8 protein-coding genes are annotated in these 18,260 nt (G+C 35.0%); 6 read left to right on the top strand and 2 right to left on the bottom strand.

What is annotated here, in order from left to right; genetic code table 11:
* The first annotated feature begins 30 nt into the window (after nt 1–30).
* From Q1A60_RS12825 to Q1A60_RS12810, 4 genes are read left to right on the top strand one after another with little or no spacing between them, the layout of a single operon-like run.
* Nucleotides 31–6,672, top strand: coding sequence for a hypothetical protein (locus Q1A60_RS12825; RefSeq protein WP_299767416.1), 6,642 nt, complete (start codon nt 31–33; stop codon nt 6,670–6,672).
* 13 nt (nt 6,673–6,685) lie between these two features.
* Nucleotides 6,686–13,369 carry an Ig-like domain-containing protein gene (locus tag Q1A60_RS12820; RefSeq protein WP_299767417.1) on the top strand — a complete coding sequence of 2,228 codons (6,684 nt, stop codon included), beginning with the start codon at nt 6,686–6,688 and terminating at the stop codon, nt 13,367–13,369.
* Nucleotides 13,370–13,394: 25 nt separating this feature from the next.
* Nucleotides 13,395–14,567, top strand: coding sequence for a hypothetical protein (locus Q1A60_RS12815; protein WP_299767418.1), 1,173 nt, complete (start codon nt 13,395–13,397; stop codon nt 14,565–14,567).
* A gap of 3 nt (nt 14,568–14,570) precedes the next feature.
* The gene (locus tag Q1A60_RS12810) at nt 14,571–15,164 is read left to right on the top strand and encodes an N-acetylmuramoyl-L-alanine amidase (RefSeq protein ID WP_299767419.1); all 594 of its coding nucleotides are present in this window, start codon (nt 14,571–14,573) and stop codon (nt 15,162–15,164) included.
* Between the two features lie 495 nt (nt 15,165–15,659).
* Here Q1A60_RS12810 and Q1A60_RS12805 read toward each other — a convergent pair whose 3' ends face one another.
* Together Q1A60_RS12805 and Q1A60_RS12800 are read right to left on the bottom strand one after the other, a co-directional pair.
* Entirely contained in the window at nt 15,660–16,259 is a 600-nt protein-coding gene (locus tag Q1A60_RS12805) for a hypothetical protein (protein ID WP_299767420.1), read from the bottom strand.
* A 4-nt stretch (nt 16,260–16,263) separates the two neighbouring features.
* Complete coding sequence (locus Q1A60_RS12800; RefSeq protein WP_299767421.1) at nt 16,264–16,749, bottom strand: sigma-70 family RNA polymerase sigma factor; 486 nt, start codon at nt 16,747–16,749, stop codon at nt 16,264–16,266.
* A 210-nt stretch (nt 16,750–16,959) separates the two neighbouring features.
* Between Q1A60_RS12800 and Q1A60_RS12795 the strand changes: the two genes are divergently transcribed.
* Nucleotides 16,960–17,409 (top strand): SMI1/KNR4 family protein, encoded by a 450-nt coding sequence (locus Q1A60_RS12795; RefSeq protein WP_299767422.1) that lies wholly within the window; start codon nt 16,960–16,962, stop codon nt 17,407–17,409.
* A gap of 46 nt (nt 17,410–17,455) precedes the next feature.
* Nucleotides 17,456–18,061, top strand: coding sequence for a peroxidase-related enzyme (locus Q1A60_RS12790; protein WP_299767423.1), 606 nt, complete (start codon nt 17,456–17,458; stop codon nt 18,059–18,061).
* The last annotated feature ends 199 nt before the right edge of the window (nt 18,062–18,260 follow it).

The following is an 18,260-nucleotide window of genomic DNA, read 5'->3' as shown; positions in this document are numbered from 1 at the left end:
CGCTATTTCAATGAATAAAAAATAAAGAATATGTCTACAGAAGAAAATAATACAGTAGCATTAGCACAACGGTTTTATCCAACATTATCCAGTGTGGTAAATCAGGATGAAATCCCAGAAATATTAGGGTTTATCAAAGATGGCATTGTCTTTCTTTTTGATAAAATCCATTTTAAAGATTTACAATACAGTAAAAGCCCAAGGGGAGATGCGGCTTTTTATACTTTGTCTATTGTAACGAGAGATCGGATTGATATCGAAGTCCCAGGCACAGGCATATTCTTGGTATTAAATCCAGATGCAGATGATGCAAACATTTCATCATTTCCTATCACTATTGATTATGAGTGGAAATTGCTGGTCTATTTACGTTCTTTTAATTTGGATCAATTTGATTTCTCCCCTAAGTCATTTTTTGAAACCGCTTTACGTGTATTAAGTATTTCGGAAGAAGATGCGATTGCTAATTTCATAAATATATTTACAGAACCTGTAAATGATACAACAACAGCTTTAGAGCAGTTTGTAAATGACTTAAATGCATTTAATACAGAGGCAAATATCTCTGCTCCGACAGAAAACACAACACTTACAGATGTTGTAAAAGATATTTATGCTAAAACGCAGGATTATGCAACAATTATGGCTTTTGGAGCCTATATCTTAACCAATGATGTAGAAGAGACAAAAGTAAAGTTAAAAGAATTTTTTAGAAGTCTTCTGCCACAAGATATAGAAGAGTATATTAAAGATCTTTTACTACCCAAAGTAAAAGCAACGCTCCAACTTAGAGCAGGGGTTGAATTCCCACGTTCTATCCTAAAACCTGTATATGATGAGCAAGGAATCCATCCAATAGATGGTTCTATGGGAGAACCACTTACAGAGGTTCCAGAAACCGATGGGGAAGGAAACCCTAAAGTATTATTAAGCTTTGGAGAAGCCCTGTTTTATGCAGATACAGAAACAGGATTAGGATATAATCTAGATATTGTACTGAATACTAACTTCCCTGCACAAGTTGGAAATACAGGGTTGATCATTGATATCAAAAATTTAAAAATTGATATCAGTACCACCGAGAATATTATAGAAGCAGATGAAGATAATCGCCCACCAGAATTTATGGGCGTATACATGGAACGCACCGATATTTTCTTACCTAAAAAATGGTTCAAAAAAGAAACGGGACAAACCTTAGTTATTTCTGGAAGAAAACTACTCATCGGTACGGGAGGTATGTCAGGAACCATTGCACTAAGAGCAACCCATGCTATGCAAGATGACGTGGTAACAGATTACTTTAGTGAATATTTTGATTTTAATTATCCGCTAACAGTTCTCGTCAACAATACAGAAACAGAAATTCCTGATTATACAGCATTATTAGCACATGTAAATACGCTGGATAATCCTAGTGAACCAAAATTTCAATATCCATTTACGATAACAGCTCAAGGTGCTGTCATTCAGTTTAATGAAGAACAACAGTTTTTTAACTATATCAATGCTCTGAATCCAAATAAATTTATGTGGTTCCAGTTAGGGAGTAATCCTGAAAGAGCCTGGCGTTTAGGATTTGATGTTTTTGATTTAACCTTCCATCATGGGCAAGTCATAGAGTCTAATCTTCATGCGCAGATAGAGATTCCGAAGTTTAAAGGTGTTAATAATCCAAATGAAGATCTGTTAATAGACCTCGTAGGACATTGGCATAGCGAAGATGATTTTAATCTAACAGCAGCCTTTTTGCCTTCAGGATTACCGATTAATCTATTCAATTTTATGACGCTCAATTTATTAACGGCGGAGTTAGGAAAAGATGAGGGGAGGTTCTACATCGGGACTTCCTGTCAAATCTCTTTTGAGAATAATGCGATCATGCAGTCTTTTATTGGTGATCAAGCTATTGAAATTCCACAGTTGCGTATTTATGATAATGGAAGTATCGAAATAGTAGGAGGAAATGGATTTATTCCTTTAAATATCTCTCTTAATCTAGGTCCTGTTGAAATGGCAGTTACAGGAATTCATTATGGATCAACACAATTGGAGCATAATGGTGATATGCGTACCTATAATTATTGGGGATTTGATGGCGCTATAAGTATAAATCCATTAGGTCTTGATGCCCGTGGTGATGGAATTAAATACTACTATACCACAGATAATGATGAGTTTGGAGGTAATGGCGATAGTTTTATACACGTGTCTAGTATAGAGGTAAATCTTGTTATTCCTGGCACAGCAAGTCCAGAAAGTGCTGTAGCTATTATTAATGGAGCATTATCATTACCAGATCCAGGAACATCTCCAGAATATACAGGAGAAATTTCGCTTAAGCTTCCTAAAGCAAAAATTGCAGGGGGTGCCGCAATGCGATTAGCACCGCGATATCCAGCATTTGTCATAGATGCCTTTATAGATCTTCCAGCACCCATTCCAATTGGACCTTTAGGTATTTATGGGTTTAGAGGCTTATTAGGTTTTAGATATGTCGCAGAAAAAGAGGCGGTTGGTCTCGTTTCTGGAGAAGATAGTTGGTATGACTATTATACGTATGAACCTAAAGGGGTTCATGTTGAAAAAATGAGCGGCCCTGAACGAACAGAAGATTATGAATTGCCTATTTCTTTAGGCGCAGGAGCGGTTTTAGGAACTAGTTTTGATGGAGGAACTGTATTTTCAGTTCGAACCATGTTATTGCTTTCTATGCCTACACTCTTCTTGTTAGAAGGTAGAGGGAGCATTCTTAGTGCACGATTAGGCCTCACAGATGATAGAGAACCACCATTTTTCGCATTCTTTGCCTGGGGTGATAACTCGATAGAGTTTGGTATGGGAGCAGATTTCCAGATACCAGATAATGGTTCGATTTTAGATATCTATGCCGAAGCACAAATGGGCTTTTTCTTTGATAATCCTTCGGCTTGGTATGTTAATTTTGGTACACGTGACACACCCATTACAGCAGAAATTCTTACAATTTTAAGAGGTCAATCATACTTAATGCTTTCTGCACAAGGTATTGAAGCAGGTGCTCGCTTAGACTTTGAATTGAGAAAACGTTTTGGCCCAGCCAAAGTACATATACTTGCCTACTTAGAGATGGGAGGGTTCGTGAGTTTTGAACGCCCACAAATAGGTGGATATATTGCTGCTGGAGGTAGTATTGATATTGATATTTGGATTGTAGGAGTAACGCTAGAATTGGATGCTATATTTTCGGCAGAAGCGTCAAAACCTTTTCTAATATATGCAGAAGTTAAATTACGTGTTTGCGCGAAGATCGTCTTTGCTAATGTATGCAAAAACTTTACAGTAAAACTGAAATGGGAGAAAAACAAAATGGTAGACCGCTCTCCTGTGGCACCTCTTCCTTTCTCTACTGAAAATGGTCAGTTAGATCGTACTGAAGAGTTAGTGAAAGGAATCCATATGCTTACGAATGAGGCATTTGATTTGGATTATCTAGGAGTGAATATCTCTTCTCCTGTAGATCCTAGCGAAATAGCTCACGATGCAATTATTCCTTTAGATACCTATATTGAATTTAAGGCGATTAAAGGATTAGTGCCTGGCGCTATATCAAATAAAATAGGTGGATATACATTTCCTCCTGAAAAATTTGTAGATCTCATCCCTCCACAAAGAACTGTGACTGGTGGATACGAACTACGCCAAGTAAGACATCGCTATTCTATAGAAGATATTGAAATTAAAGCTTGGAATGGAACTTGGCAAGACTATCATCCATTTAAAGCAATGGTACATGAAGATAATAGATCGGAAGTCGAGAACTTACGTATAGGATACTGGCAGCTTAAAGAAAAGCAATACGATACCATTCGTTTATTAGCAACAACACCTTTTACATATATGGAAGCAGGAGAGCCGGGATGGTCTATTCCTGAACAATATGGAATTACACCTTCAACATTATATTGTAGAGAAGAGGAACGTGAAGAAGATTGTGCCAATGTTTTAGGAATACCGCTAGGAACGCAATATCACATTCCTATTATGTATAATGCCCATTTTATTGATGGCGCTTATTTTGTACTAGCTGGAGAAAATGGATATGATATTACTAATGGAACAGTCACTGTTGCACTAGACGATTATATGGAGGTTGCCAATATTGTCAATAATCATGATTTTGCACGATCTCTAGCCTTTAGAAATGAAAATAGATTAGTGATTCGTTTACCAGAACCATCGGTGAAAACAAGTTTAAAGCTTACTACTGATGCAGAAGGAGTTACTGTTGATTATTATAGAACGATAATAAACGATGATGTCAGTCAAGTACAGTATGCACTTATTGAGTCTACATATAACACAGCGAGTCAGTTAAGTAGTATTGTTGAGTATACTAATGACCAGTATCAGATAAGTAAAGTGATCATCACTCCAAAAAACTGTAATTCAAAAACATTAAAGGATATAAAAACTAGCTTAGCAAATTTAGAAAAGACATCTTATGCTAACGCTAATGGCGATGTTTCAGGAAGTAGCTTTACTCAAAGTACAGTATATAGTGATCTTTCTAATCAATTAAACACTGCTAAAGCTTCTTGTTGTAAAGAATCAGGAGGTGTTTCTTGTGAAAAAGATGATGTCGTATGTGATTTTTATAATATACTTAAAACAGAGTTATATGCGTGTATAGACGCGATAGGTGTACCTGGAGGAGATGATGAAACTAAGTCAAACATTAATATTCCTATTTCAGTTAAGTATGAACCTTATAGTGGATGTTTTGAAAAATTCATACATGATATTGAGGCATTTAACATGCAGTACCCTGAATATGACTTATTGAATTTACTACAACCAACCTTAGGTGATTTAGAGGTATATCCAAATGGATTTTTTGATGATAATCTGTCTACAGCGGTATTTATGGCAGAATTAATTTTAGCCATGATTTACGAGTTAGGGAATTGTGATTGTGATCCTAAACCAGTAGAAAGTTGTGTAACCTCACTTCAAGAAGTATGTTGGTTAACCTTAGAAGATCATCAGTGGAATGAAGCAATTCCTGGTTCAGAAGCTATAGAAGCAGAACATCAAGATATGATTGATGCATTGCAACAAGCAGCACAACCTATATGGAGACCTAATACAACCTATTATGTAAAATATACTTTAAAAGATGAAGTAGATAATGGCGAAAGCGAGCCTGGAATTTATGACTATTATTATGGATTTAGAACCGCTGGACCTTTGGGTCATTTCCATAAGCATCCTAATGTGAATTACCCTCCAAATGGAGCAACAGAAGAAGAGTATACACTTACGTCACTACGATCTTATATAGACTATAAGCGTTCGTATCCAAATGCAAATGGTAATTTATTAAGGGCTAAACCACTCTTTTATGGACATCACCAATGTAAAATAGATTTGTTTTTTAATAAATCGCTTACAGAGCATATGCTTAATAAATGGCACCCGTATTTAGGAATGCCTGAACTAGATGGAGCATTGCATATTGCAATTAAAGACCCAGTAACCGATGTTATTGTTCCATATCCACTACCAGCAGATTATAATGAAGAGTCTGTACCTGTGGGTGAAACATTTGCTACTTGGCTAGAATTTGAAAGTGCTGAAGTATTGAATGGAACACCGAGCGTTGTCACATTATTTGATAATGATAATCAGCAGATAGGGATGTATTCCACCTTAGATTGGCAATATCTGCAGATATCTAATAAGTATCATATACGAATTGATGATGATGCAATACTCTCTGAGAATACAGATTTAATTGGTGGTAAGGTTTCTTGGGAGATTAATGGGGTAACCATTGAACGTAGTATCATCGATATTGGGCAAGAAGATGCGACTTGGAACATAGATAATAACCCATTGTTACCGCCTCATATACAAGCAATCAATAATATGATTGAGAATGGAGAGATACCTTGTGATATTGATCTTGGAGATCCAATAGTTCCTAATAGTTCATTCTATACAGTTACACTTACAAATTTAAAACCGCAGAAATTATATACAGCGCTTTTCTATAATGCTTTTGAAGTATTCAATGGAACCGTATTGAGTGAACCTGTACATCAATTTGTATTTCAGACATCAAGATATGCTGACTTCAAAGCTCAGGTTGAAAGTTATATCGTCTCTGATGATCAGGAAAACACTGGAAAAGCGATATATGAAATTCCAGTAGCTGTAGATACGGCATCTATAAATGCAGCATATGCATTAGTAGAAGCAGAAGAAGGGCCTGTAAATGATCCTTGGGAAACACAATATCTCCACTTTTTTGATAGAGCTACTGAAGGAATATTTGGAATAAATCCGTTAGATCCTCCTGCAACGACAGAATTTAATAAGGTTATGAATGCTACGACAGGAGATGTTATCGCATTATTGATAAAAAGTCCAGAACCTTTTAATGATCCAAAGATTCCATTGAATAGTATCAAAGGAACTATTGAAGTAGTAGATGGAAATGGAGAGAGCAGTACAGCATATAAGACATTATATAGTAAAGACTATTCACAAGTATTGATTATGCATAGTAGCAAAAAAATAACTACTTCGGCATTGAATATCAAATTTACATATCTACGATGGGAACAGGGTAATGAGTATGTAGCTACAGATAGTGTAATAGTAGAGAATATTTTAATTAACGAATAAAAAAGAAACGAAAATGAGTTTTTTTAATAGATATACAGGTTTTAGTACAAGAAAAGTTATTGAGTTTTCTGATGGTATATACATATTAGGACAATCTAATGATGGTTTAAATATTGCTAAGTTAAATTTTGAAGGTGATATATTATGGAGTAAATCCTATTTTAATGAAAATTTACAGTATACAGAATTTCAAGATGGTATAGATATTGGGACAGGCATTGTCTTTCTTTACAAAAGTTCAGTCTATACTGATAATCCTGACTTTAAAACAGGAATGATTTTAATTGATTATTCAGGAAACATTTTATGGAATAATATTTATTATCAAGCTTCTAATCATCCAAATAGTGGCGGAATAGCAGGAGCTAGAAATATTATTACAAGGAGGTTAATTGAATTAAATGGAGCAATATTTATAATAATACAAGATAGAATAGCAATCTCTGGTGAAGGTCATGATGGTATATTAGATATATTCATATACAAAATTGATTTTAATGGAAATGCTATTAATCAGAAACGTATTTCCTTCAATCATGCATTAACATTCATTATAAATGCAACATCCTTTAATAATAGCATTGCTCTTTTTGGAGAGGATATAATTGATTATTCATCTACTTCGGAAAAAAAGCATGCTGCAATTTTTATAATTAATACAGACTTAACCACAATAAATCGTCACATTCTACAAGATGTAGAACTATCAGATAGAACGATTAATTTTAGAAGAATTACAAATTTAAGTGCTGTTGAAAATGGCAAAGTGTATATCTCGGGAATGGTAAACGAACTGTCATTGCCTTCCCCTACTATAACTACTAACTTTACCCGTACATTTATAGCTAGATTGGATATAAATACCTTTAATGTTGAAAAAATGATTTTTGATGAATCTAATCCTCAACTATCTTCTTTTTTAGAAATCTATCAAAATCAAGTTTATTTCTATTCTGTTACAGATGATAGTTTTAGAAAATTTACAACTAATTTAAATCATATTGATAGATTCAGATTAGGCTCAAATTCTCATGATATTCTACATCCTCAAATTTTCAACAATAAAATATTGGGAATATATAATGGAGGATCTGTATATAATACTTTTGCATTAGACCTAAACTTAAACAGTTGTCTTACACAACAATTACAAGAATTGCCTACAACCGAATTTCAGAATAACGTAGAGCTGCTTTCTGATCAATTGTATAATTTTCAAACTAATTCTGAAGCCTGGATTGGTGTTTCTCATTTTGTAAGCGATAAGCCTTTAATTAGAGCTTTTATCTGTGAATTCTATAGAGGAATTGATCTTAATCAAAGTACAATAACAGCAAATCCTACTGAAATAACAGCTAACGGAACATCAACATCAACAATAATTGTACAGCTAAAAGATAGTGAAGGTCAGATTGTTACAGAAGGAGGGCAAGACATAACTATTATAAAAAATGATGAAGCAAGTGCTGCTATAAGTAATACCACAGATAATAATAATGGAACTTATCAAGCAACGCTCACTTCCAGTCAATTATTAGAAACTGTCACGTTATCTTTTTACCTGAATAATGAAAATAACCTTAGTATTAATACTGCTTTGGTTGTCATAGGTAGTCTTGTTAATCTAGAACAAAGTACAATTACGGCGAGTCCAACAGAAATAATGGCGAACGGTAGTTCACAATCTTTGATCACTGTACAGCTTAATGATGATAATGGAGAGCCAGTTACAGAAGGAGAGTATGTTACTATATTAAATCTAAATGATGCTGGGACACTAGAAAATCCTAGTGGGATGACGGGTGAGAATGGTGTATATACGACCTTACTAACTTCATCTACGACAATAGAGACCGCATTACTTGGGTTTTCAGTAGAGAATGTAGGTCAGGGTATAGATACAGCAACAGTAGAATTTATTGAACCTGGTTCAATTATTACGATTACAGATACGACCGCTATACAGTCTCAACACCTATATTTACAAGCAGCTGGTTCTAATGGTCAGGAAAGTACGAAGGGAAGACATTTGCGCTGGGCATTGCGTGGTGCTTTAGGTGAGAAACACTTGCCAAAGGGAGATTATGCAACCACTAACGTTAATTTTAACAAACCAAAAGATTATGTACGTATTTATAGAGCTGCATATAAAAAGAAAACGACAACGCTAGATTTTATAGTAGATACACCTGAAGTAGTTGACAATACCAATTATCTATGGATATATAGAATAGAGGATAAGGATTTTAGTATCCGTTTTAATAATACGATACTATATAATCAAATAGTAGCGACCATCAATCCATTATCACAACCAACAGCGTTTTTAGAAGCCTATGGGGATCAACTCATAGAAATAGAAAGTGCTTCAGGACTCTTTTTTGCTGCGCGATGCTATTTTGAACAAGGTATCTCTTCAGTACAAAAAACAATCAAAATGGAAACACTCTCTGTAGAAGCAGATACAGCTATCGCAAGTAAAATTGTTTCCAATAGAAGAAGTTTACAAGGATCTCAAGTTGGAAGTTCACTCAGACTCTTATGTGAAAATGGAAAAGCAGTCCGTGGAGAAATTTCAGGAGTGACTTTAAGTTCCATTGATTTTGAATTCTACGATACACTTATTGACGAGATAAATACAACAACGGGTTGGGATGAATTAGGAGATTTTGCGTTAACACTTGACACGAATACAGCCTATGAACAACTCGAACCGTCCCATGGAGATGTGCATGGAGTTTGGCAACGATTTAATGATGAAGCTTATGTCAATATTAATAATTATCATGATAGATGGGAAGGAGCCGTGGAGACAGGTGATCGTAATATAAAACAAGTTGTAGATAAATACATTTCTTTAAGTAATGAAGCTTCTAATCCTACAGCTGTAGAATCAATTCCTTTAGGAAATGATCCTAATGATCCAACAGATGCTGTCTCAATATCCAATTTAGATTTGTTAGCTATCGCAGCTAATGACTATCATGTTGCTCGTTTGCTAGGTTTAGGAACACTAGATATAAATACCCCTGAATCTTTTACTACAAAAGATGCTACAGGTAAGCAGATCACTGTTCAGGCATACAAAAGTCCTTTGTATGTGTATGTTGCAGAATATTATACAGTGGCAGATCTTGAAGATGGTCAAGGAGAGAGAGATGTACATCACCTTTTTATGAGTTTGCCTACATCTGATGCTACAAGTCGATTACCGTTAGCAGTAAACTTAAATAATATAGAACCTGGATTGTCTATAGGAAATATAGTGCTTACTGATGAAGAGGGGTATACACATGATGGTTTATCTCGTTATGTAAAGTTATACAATGAAAACCTGCCAGAAGATCAGATTGATGTTCCTTTCTTTAATTCTAATGAATATATAAACTTAAGTGCCATAACCAATACAGTGTATGGAGGTTTAGAATATAAAATGGATAATGAACAGGAATGGAGAAAACCAGAACTTCCTAAGGAAATACGGTATGAAAATGCTGTTCCAACAGGAGAAGAACCCCATTTTGAATCACGTTTTCTAATGATTCCTTCTACAGATGCTGCGTATTATACACATAGGCAAAGAGTAAGTGGGACACATCATTATAGTAGTTATGGTATTAATTGGTTTTCAAGAGCGACAGCAAGTGGTACAACAGTATCTATTAGTACAGAGTTGCGTCCCAAAAACCCATTACTGCCACCTTCTAATACCGCGGCACATTTAATACGAAGTGAGAGCCCTTTATTATTAACATCGGCGAGTGAACAAGATCGATTAGGTGGAATTAACCCTAATGGAGATAGAACACTTATTCGTCTATCATTTGATTACCATAGTTATCATGAACTTAAAAATTATCAGATTCCTGTAGACGATTCTATTACTAATTCAGAATTGATTGCTGATACCACTAGTGTATATTCGGATAATGATGAAATTTTTGCTGAAAATATTGAGGTGTTCTTTCGAAATGAAGTCCCTAATAACATAATAGGGAAAGCATTAACAGTTACAGATCACAATTCTGACGAAACACTATCCATAATCCAAACAGGAGATTATTTTATTGCGAGTACTGGGCAAACCGTAACTCCTACAGTAGCTCCAGGTACAGAAGCTAATTATATAGGTGGTTTCTTTACAATGGGAACTGATAATTATTTAATACAAGAAGTTGAACAAGCTACTCAGGGACCACAATTTACAGTCTATAAAAAAGAAATTACAGAGTCTATAGTCAATGGAGGAATGCCTTCTAACCAAACAGATGGAGAACTTGTTTCACCTGAAATTATAGGAGATGGATATTTTATGGCATTTGAGAATATGCAAACCCCTGATAATTGGGGGAATCCTAACCCATATGCTGTCAATGTTAAAGTTGGAGAAAATTCAAATATTCATAGAGAAGTGATCACATTAGTTGATGATGATGGAATAGAAGATCGTTACCTAGAGAAGACACGAGGTATATGGTCAGATGAAAGTTCTAACCATACTACGATAGAGTCTTTAGATGAAAATGGAAATGTAACTGCCCAAAATACAGGATTATACAAAATTACATTTCATGGAATTCAATTACATGAACATTCACAATATAATGAGAATGGGGTGAGTGTAGAATGGAGCGGAGGAATCATTCGTTTATTTACTGAAGCGACAATGGCTTCAGGGATTCCTACAGGGTCTCGTAAGGTGTTACCTGTACTTAAAATAGAAAATGTTATACGTGTAGGAGAAACAGTACAGCCCTATAATGATCTAGTTGTTTATGTTCAAGACCCTGCTTTTGATTCTACTGATACTGGATATGATGCAATTCAAACTGGAAATAATATAGAAGCAAACTTTTATCCCGGATATAAGGTATACTTATATGCTGATGCAACTTTTGGACTTACAGAAAGTAATATACTTCCAGATGAGGGAGAAGGAATGAAGTATTCAATTTTTGGTTTTAGAAGCCAGGATACAGATGATGATTTTGTGTCAAAAATGAGTATTCCCGCTGTAATGTATGCTCAAGAACTTATTGAGGCATTACCTCCAGAACAACCAGAAGGAGGCGTATATGCAACACGTCCTGATTTTTATGGAAGATCAACATATACTTTGACTACTAAATATCAACATAAACCACATGGAGTACTCTTTTATAGAGCTAATGATGAAGCCATACTTAATTCACTGTATGAAAAAGCAACCGTAAGAGAAATCCGAACGCAATTAGCACTATTAGGAGGAAACAATGAAGAATACTTAAATAACCGTTGGGAAAACTTTTTAAATTTCGGACAATTAGAAATGGATGGTGATTATAAGGTATATCCCCCAGCAGATGTTTCTGAAGATGGTTACAAATTCCCAAATCCTGATAAAGTATCACTCTATGAATGGGCTAATACGATATTAGGGGAATTAGGGCAACCTCTTATTACAGAGTCGCCTGGAGATTTAGCCGTAGGTGATCCTAAAATTTTAAACTTTGTAAAAGGGTTCATTTATAATGCATTTGTGCCTCTTACTGAAATTCCAATTCTGTATCAATATCTTAATGACTCAGAATATCAACCAATTGCTAAAAAACAAGTCGTATATGATCGTAATGGACACACATTACCACCGGTAGATCCTAAAACATTAGGACCAGATGATGAAGCTCCAGAGTTTGATATGGCGCCTATGATGAAAATTATAGGCGAAGCTCCAAACGAAACGCTATTTACTGATTTTACTCTAGATGGAACCTCAAATAATTTGTATTTCTATGGCGCAAAAGAGCTAAGTACTCAAATGAAAATGAGTCCATTTAGTCCCTTCTTAGGGCCTGTTAAATTAGTAAATACAAATGCACCAGAACAACCGGAGATAAAACGTATTATGCCAGTTTTGGAGAATCAAATATTAGGAATAACACCAAAAGTGCAACTAGAGATTAATGCCTATTCAGAAGCACAGAATATTCAGAGATTGACAGTCTATAGAGCTACAAATAAATTAGATGCTCAATCAGTAAGAACAATGAATCCTGTAAAAGTAATTGATTTAACACAAGAACAGTATGCAGGACAGTCTGTATTAAAAGTATATGACGATTTCTCAGATCTTACAGAAGTTCCCTATGGACAAGGATTATACTATAGAATTACTGTATCTAGAGCTGTAACATATATAGATAAAGAAGGTGTTTTAGTAGATGATTTTGCACCATCAAAAGCTTCTAAAATTGTAGCAACTATGATGGTAGAAGTAAATACACCATCCTCTCCAGAACTTAGTTATGAAGCAAATATAAATTCATATGACGATACTACAAATAATGATAGCACTATAGTATTATCAGCAGTTCGTTTGTCATGGGAGAAACAAGTGTATAATGCAAAGTATCACCTTTATAAAATGAATAGTCAAGGAAATTGGTATAAGATCTATGAATTACAAACGAATGATAATCAAATAGAAGTGTCCTTGTCTGAAACTGATGCAGAATCACCCCTATTATTAGTACAAGATGGTGAAGGGACTAATAGATATCATCACTTTAAAGTAATTACAGAGAATACTTCTGGTATGTTGAGTACGGAAGAAAAGATTCTGACACTACCAGATACTGTAATCCCTAATAATGGAGTATCATTCCCTACAATTGGTGTGAGTAGCATGGATATAGGGACAACATTTACAATAAACTAAAAATAAAAAGATTAAAATTTATATTATGGCAACAAGTAAGGAACAATTAAAGCAATACTTTGAAACTGGAGATACACCATCAGAAGGGCAATTTGGTGAACTTATTGACAGTTATAGACATATAGATACTGGGGAGGTAATAAGTACAGTTGACGATGCAGATGATAGCACAACGCTAACAATTACCGATGGAAGCACTGTAATAGTACCAAAGTCTAATTTCTATGACAATAGATATAAACGTCAATATTCTGAAACCATCATGGTAGAAGGTGATGCAGATAAATACTATCAGGTAGTTATCAAAGGCGGGAATCAAAATAGAATACGAGAATTAAATATTCATAGGGGGTTTAATGATCCTGCACCAGATACTTGGAATACCCCTACGCATAAAGGGGCTTTAACTGCCGAATTTAGGTTAAATGCAGGAAATTGGGGAGGTGCTCAATATGATTGGATGCTTTTAGATTTTAGAGAAGTATATTCTAATATGCTTGCAGATGCAGGTCGCACACCTTATAACCGTGCCTTTTATGTGATGTTACGAGGAGGAGGTGCTACTTACCTCATAGATTCTGATGACGTTTTAGATATCCAGATTGCTTATAGTACTGCAGATATTGTATTTCCAAGTTCAAATCCTACATATGTAGTATATGGAAAAGAACCCCTTAATGAAGTAAATACACAGAATTTATCAGGTCATCAACTAGTTTTGAAAAGAGATGTTGGTGATTTGTTGAACATAGATGCTGCTAATATAGCAAGTATAGAACCTAATACCTATGCTTCAGAAAGAAGAGGTATTGTAAAGTTTAGGCATATCCCAACTGGAGGTAACACTTATTTTCATATAAAAACACCTATGCGAGTAGATAGCCACAGTCACATGTATCACTTTAGTGCTGAAGGATATTTTTATGGGGCAGGAGAGATTATAGATATCGTATGGGTTGGATATTGTTATAATGCAGGAAATAATATTATTAGAACACAATCAAATGTATCACGAGCAGATCTAGCGAGGGTGACAGCAGGTCAGTATGTAGGAACAGATAATCATGTATATTTATGGCTTAAAGGATATAGTAGTTATTACACTACGTTTAGAATAAATACGATACGAGTAGGTAGTGGTCCTTTGTTTGAAGAAGGAGATCTTGAAGTTATTGTGAGTGATCAAGCTCAATTATAAAAAATGCTTGTACTCTTAGACAATGGTCATGGCGGCCTTATCAATAACACATACCAAACCCCAGGCAAACGAAAAGACTGGGGTGATGGGAATGTGATCTATGAAGGCGAATTTAATCGTGCGATTGTGAATGGGATTATTCAAGATCTTACGTTCTTAAAAATTCCATATGTAAATATCGCTCCAGAATATTGGGATGTGAGTTTAAAAACACGGGTACGTCGTGCTAATGTCTATGCACGTCAAAAATGTTTTTATCTAAGTATCCATTCCAATGCGGGTGGTGGTATAGGAAGCGAAATTTTCACCTCTCCAGGACAGACTCAAAGTGATCGTATTGCCTCTATTTTTGGTCAAGAATATCAAAAGACATTTCCAGATCGGAAATTGCGAACTGATTTTTCGGATGGTGATCTCGATAAAGAAGGACGCTTTTATGTCCTTACGAAAACGAAAATGCCTGCGATACTCACAGAGAATTTCTTTATGGATAATAGAGAAGAATTTAATACGATATTAATGACCTCAGAAGGACGCTCTCGTATTATCAAATACCACGTAGATGCTATTCGAAGAGTGGTACATGCGATGCAATAATACGAGAACGTGTTATGCGAAACCTTTTTATGCTTTAATGTTTCAGGCTCTATAGTTGTAAACCTGCCTACCGGCAGGCAGGTCTTATAAGTTCGCTTTAACGCTTCGCTCTCCCTTTGGTCATGAATCTCGCTAGCTCGATTTCGCGAAAGCGTATATAAAAGGAATAATTTAGTAAAGCTCAATTTTGCAAAGTTTGTAAAACGAATCTAATAATGTAAGTTGAATCTGCCCATAAAGGCAGGATAATCTTGCTTTTTCAGTGGAGTCTTGAATTAATATTTCGGTTTTTGTATTTATCCTTTTATAAAGCTCCTTCCCTTGTAGAGGGAAGGTGGCTGTATGGAGGAACGAAATACAGACGGAAGGGAGGAATTTCTGTACTATTTTTGTCACCCTGAATTTATTTCAGGGTCTCACTACTTTTAGAATTGGTAGGATGAGATGCTGAAATAAATTCAGCATGACGTATTCAGTTTCTTCTTAAAAAGAACATTACTCCTCAATCTCTTTCAAGATCGTTTCAGAACTACGTAACACCTTTTTGTAACAACGTGTCACAAACCAAATAAGAAGTCCGAAAAAGACAAGCATAAATGGTACGGCAATACCGAGTTTAGGATCCAGCGTTTCAAATAGATTTTCGTCATTAAATAACTTAGCCGAAACAGGTACTGTAAGAGTCATAAATAGAAAACTAATTCCAACGTTCAATTTTTGAAAATTGACAAAGTTCTTTTTCCCTTTAGCATAGGTTTCCATGGTTTCTTTATAATTCATTTTAGTGACATTCACTTGTTGCATCCCTCGTATCGTTTTTAAGGAAAGAATAGGAAGTACAGCAAGGATGAGCATACATAAAATAGCAGATACTTGTAGGGAGATGGTGTCAAATGTTTTAAAATTAGCTAATAATACGACCAATGCTACGTAGCAAACCACGCCTCCTATTTTTTCTGCAGTAAAGATCTTATTCCATTGTGAGGTATATTTTTGTTGTGTCATTTTGAGTATAATTTCGTCTGTTAATTGTTTTTGTTTTTCTAGTTCCTGGCTCATTTGTGACCAGGCAGCTTGCATTTCTTCAAGTTCCATAGTGTTATTTTTTAACCAGTTGTGTTCTTAGTTTTTCTTTGATACGAGAGATGCGTGTGGCTACTTTACTTCTAGAAAATCCAGTAATGGAGGCAATCTCTTCATACTTTTTACCTTCTAATAAAAGAAGGATGATCCCTTTGTTGACATCAGAAAGTTGCCGTATCTGAGCATACATTTCTGCGAGTCGTTCTTCCAGAATCGGGTCGTCAGGCTCATATTTCAGATGTAGGTTGTCTATTCCTACAGCGGTGCCTTTTCGCTTTTCCTTTTTTAAGAAGGTAAAGGCAGTGTTTAACGCCACACGATACATCCAAGTACTGGCTTTAGAATCTCCTCTAAAACTGTCAAACCCTTTCCATAATTGAAATACGATATCTTGATACAGATCCTTTTGATTTTCAAGCGTATCACAATACACCCTAGAAATCTTAAAAATGATCCCTTCGTTTTCTTTTATGAGTTGTGTAAATGCTTCTTCTTTGCGCATTAAAGATGATTTTAGTGAACCTCAATGTTGAGGAGTCTATACGACGAACGCAACATTGTAAGTTGAACTAATCCCGCTGTATAGCGGGATCTTATTCTATTTACATACTATTAGTAAGATATGTATTAAAAAAGTCGCAAAAAAGTTTACTTTTTTTCAAACCGTTGTTGTAGAAGGGTTTTGTATGTTTGCTTAAAGCGAAAAGGTATAGTGGAAATAGAGTATTTAAAATTATTAGAAAAGACTCCTAAAAATAAACCTGATGGATTTACAAATAAAGGTGTGTCTATAAGTGAAATAGAAAATCTTGAGAAAAAATATAATAAAGGAAACCGTTTTCCTAAATCATATAGAGAGTTTCTTTTTTTAGCCGGGAAGTTTTGTTGGTTTTTTCATAACGGAGGAGAATTAGATGAATTAATAGATTATTTTCAAAGAGATTTATTATATAGTAAAATTGAAATGAATAGACCTATTGTAATTTATGATACAAATAGTTCAGATAGTTATTATTTTATGTATTTGGATGAAGGTGTAGAAGATCCTATTGTTTACTATATAACTGTTCTCCCTCCAGAAGAGCTTAACTGCGAAATGATATGGTCAGATGAGAAAAAATTTTCAGAAATAGTGTATAGTTGTATTAAATCAGGATGGTAATTGTTAGATTAATTTTGATTTTTAATATTAAATAAAAAAATAATAAATGAGTTGGATAAAAACCCTAGGATATGATGAAGCAGAAGGCCTTTTAAAACGTATGTACGACCGCGTAAAAGGTCCTGATAACAATATAGACAATGTATTGTCTATACATAGTTTGCGACCGCATACATTAAAAGGGCATATGACCTTATATAAAAGTGTCCTTCATAATTCCAATAATACCTTGCCCAAATGGTATTTAGAAGCGATAGGAGTCTACGTGAGTTATCTCAATAAATGTGATTATTGTGTACAACACCATCTGGCTGGATTCACACGATTACTCGCAGATGATGATCGTGCTGCTGCTTTTTATCAACGTGTACAAGATGATACGGTAGCTACTTTTTTTGATACCCATTATAAAGATGGTATTGTACATGCACAAAAACTCACCCAAGCCCATCACACCATTACTAAAGACGATATAGAGCATCTAAAAACCGTAGGCTTCTCTGAAGGCGAAATTCTAGAAATCAACCAAGTCACTAGTTACTTTAATTATGTAAACCGTATGGTCGTTGGTCTAGGCGTCAACACTGATGGAGATATCATCGGACTTTCACCAGGCAATAGTGACGAACCCGATAATTGGAGTCATCAGTAAGAGTTGAGAAGTTCATGAATTCGTCATTTCGAGGGAAACGTAGTGACGAGAAATTGCATAACAGTGAGAAAGTTAGTTTAGGAGTTTAGGAGTTTAGGAGTTTAGGAGTTTAGGAGTTTAGGAGTTTAGGAGTTTAGGAGTTTAGGAGTTTAGGAGTTTAGGAGTTTAGGAGTTTAGGAGTTTAGGAGTTTAGGAGTTT

The organism is uncultured Dokdonia sp. (assembly GCF_947492535.1).
In the GTDB taxonomy this organism is placed as follows: domain Bacteria; phylum Bacteroidota; class Bacteroidia; order Flavobacteriales; family Flavobacteriaceae; genus Dokdonia.
This window is presented reverse-complemented; position numbering and strand designations above follow the sequence as displayed.

Excerpts from the sequence above, each read along its gene's own strand:
- Q1A60_RS12825 (WP_299767416.1), top strand. The coding sequence starts at position 31 with ATGTCTACAGAAGAAAATAATACAGTAGCATTAGCACAACGGTTTTAT.
- Q1A60_RS12820 (WP_299767417.1), top strand. The coding sequence starts at position 6,686 with ATGAGTTTTTTTAATAGATATACAGGTTTTAGTACAAGAAAAGTTATT.
- Q1A60_RS12815 (WP_299767418.1), top strand. The coding sequence starts at position 13,395 with ATGGCAACAAGTAAGGAACAATTAAAGCAATACTTTGAAACTGGAGAT.
- Q1A60_RS12810 (WP_299767419.1), top strand. The coding sequence starts at position 14,571 with ATGCTTGTACTCTTAGACAATGGTCATGGCGGCCTTATCAATAACACA.
- Q1A60_RS12805 (WP_299767420.1), bottom strand. The coding sequence starts at position 16,259 with ATGGAACTTGAAGAAATGCAAGCTGCCTGGTCACAAATGAGCCAGGAA.
- Q1A60_RS12800 (WP_299767421.1), bottom strand. The coding sequence starts at position 16,749 with ATGCGCAAAGAAGAAGCATTTACACAACTCATAAAAGAAAACGAAGGG.
- Q1A60_RS12790 (WP_299767423.1), top strand. The coding sequence starts at position 17,456 with ATGAGTTGGATAAAAACCCTAGGATATGATGAAGCAGAAGGCCTTTTA.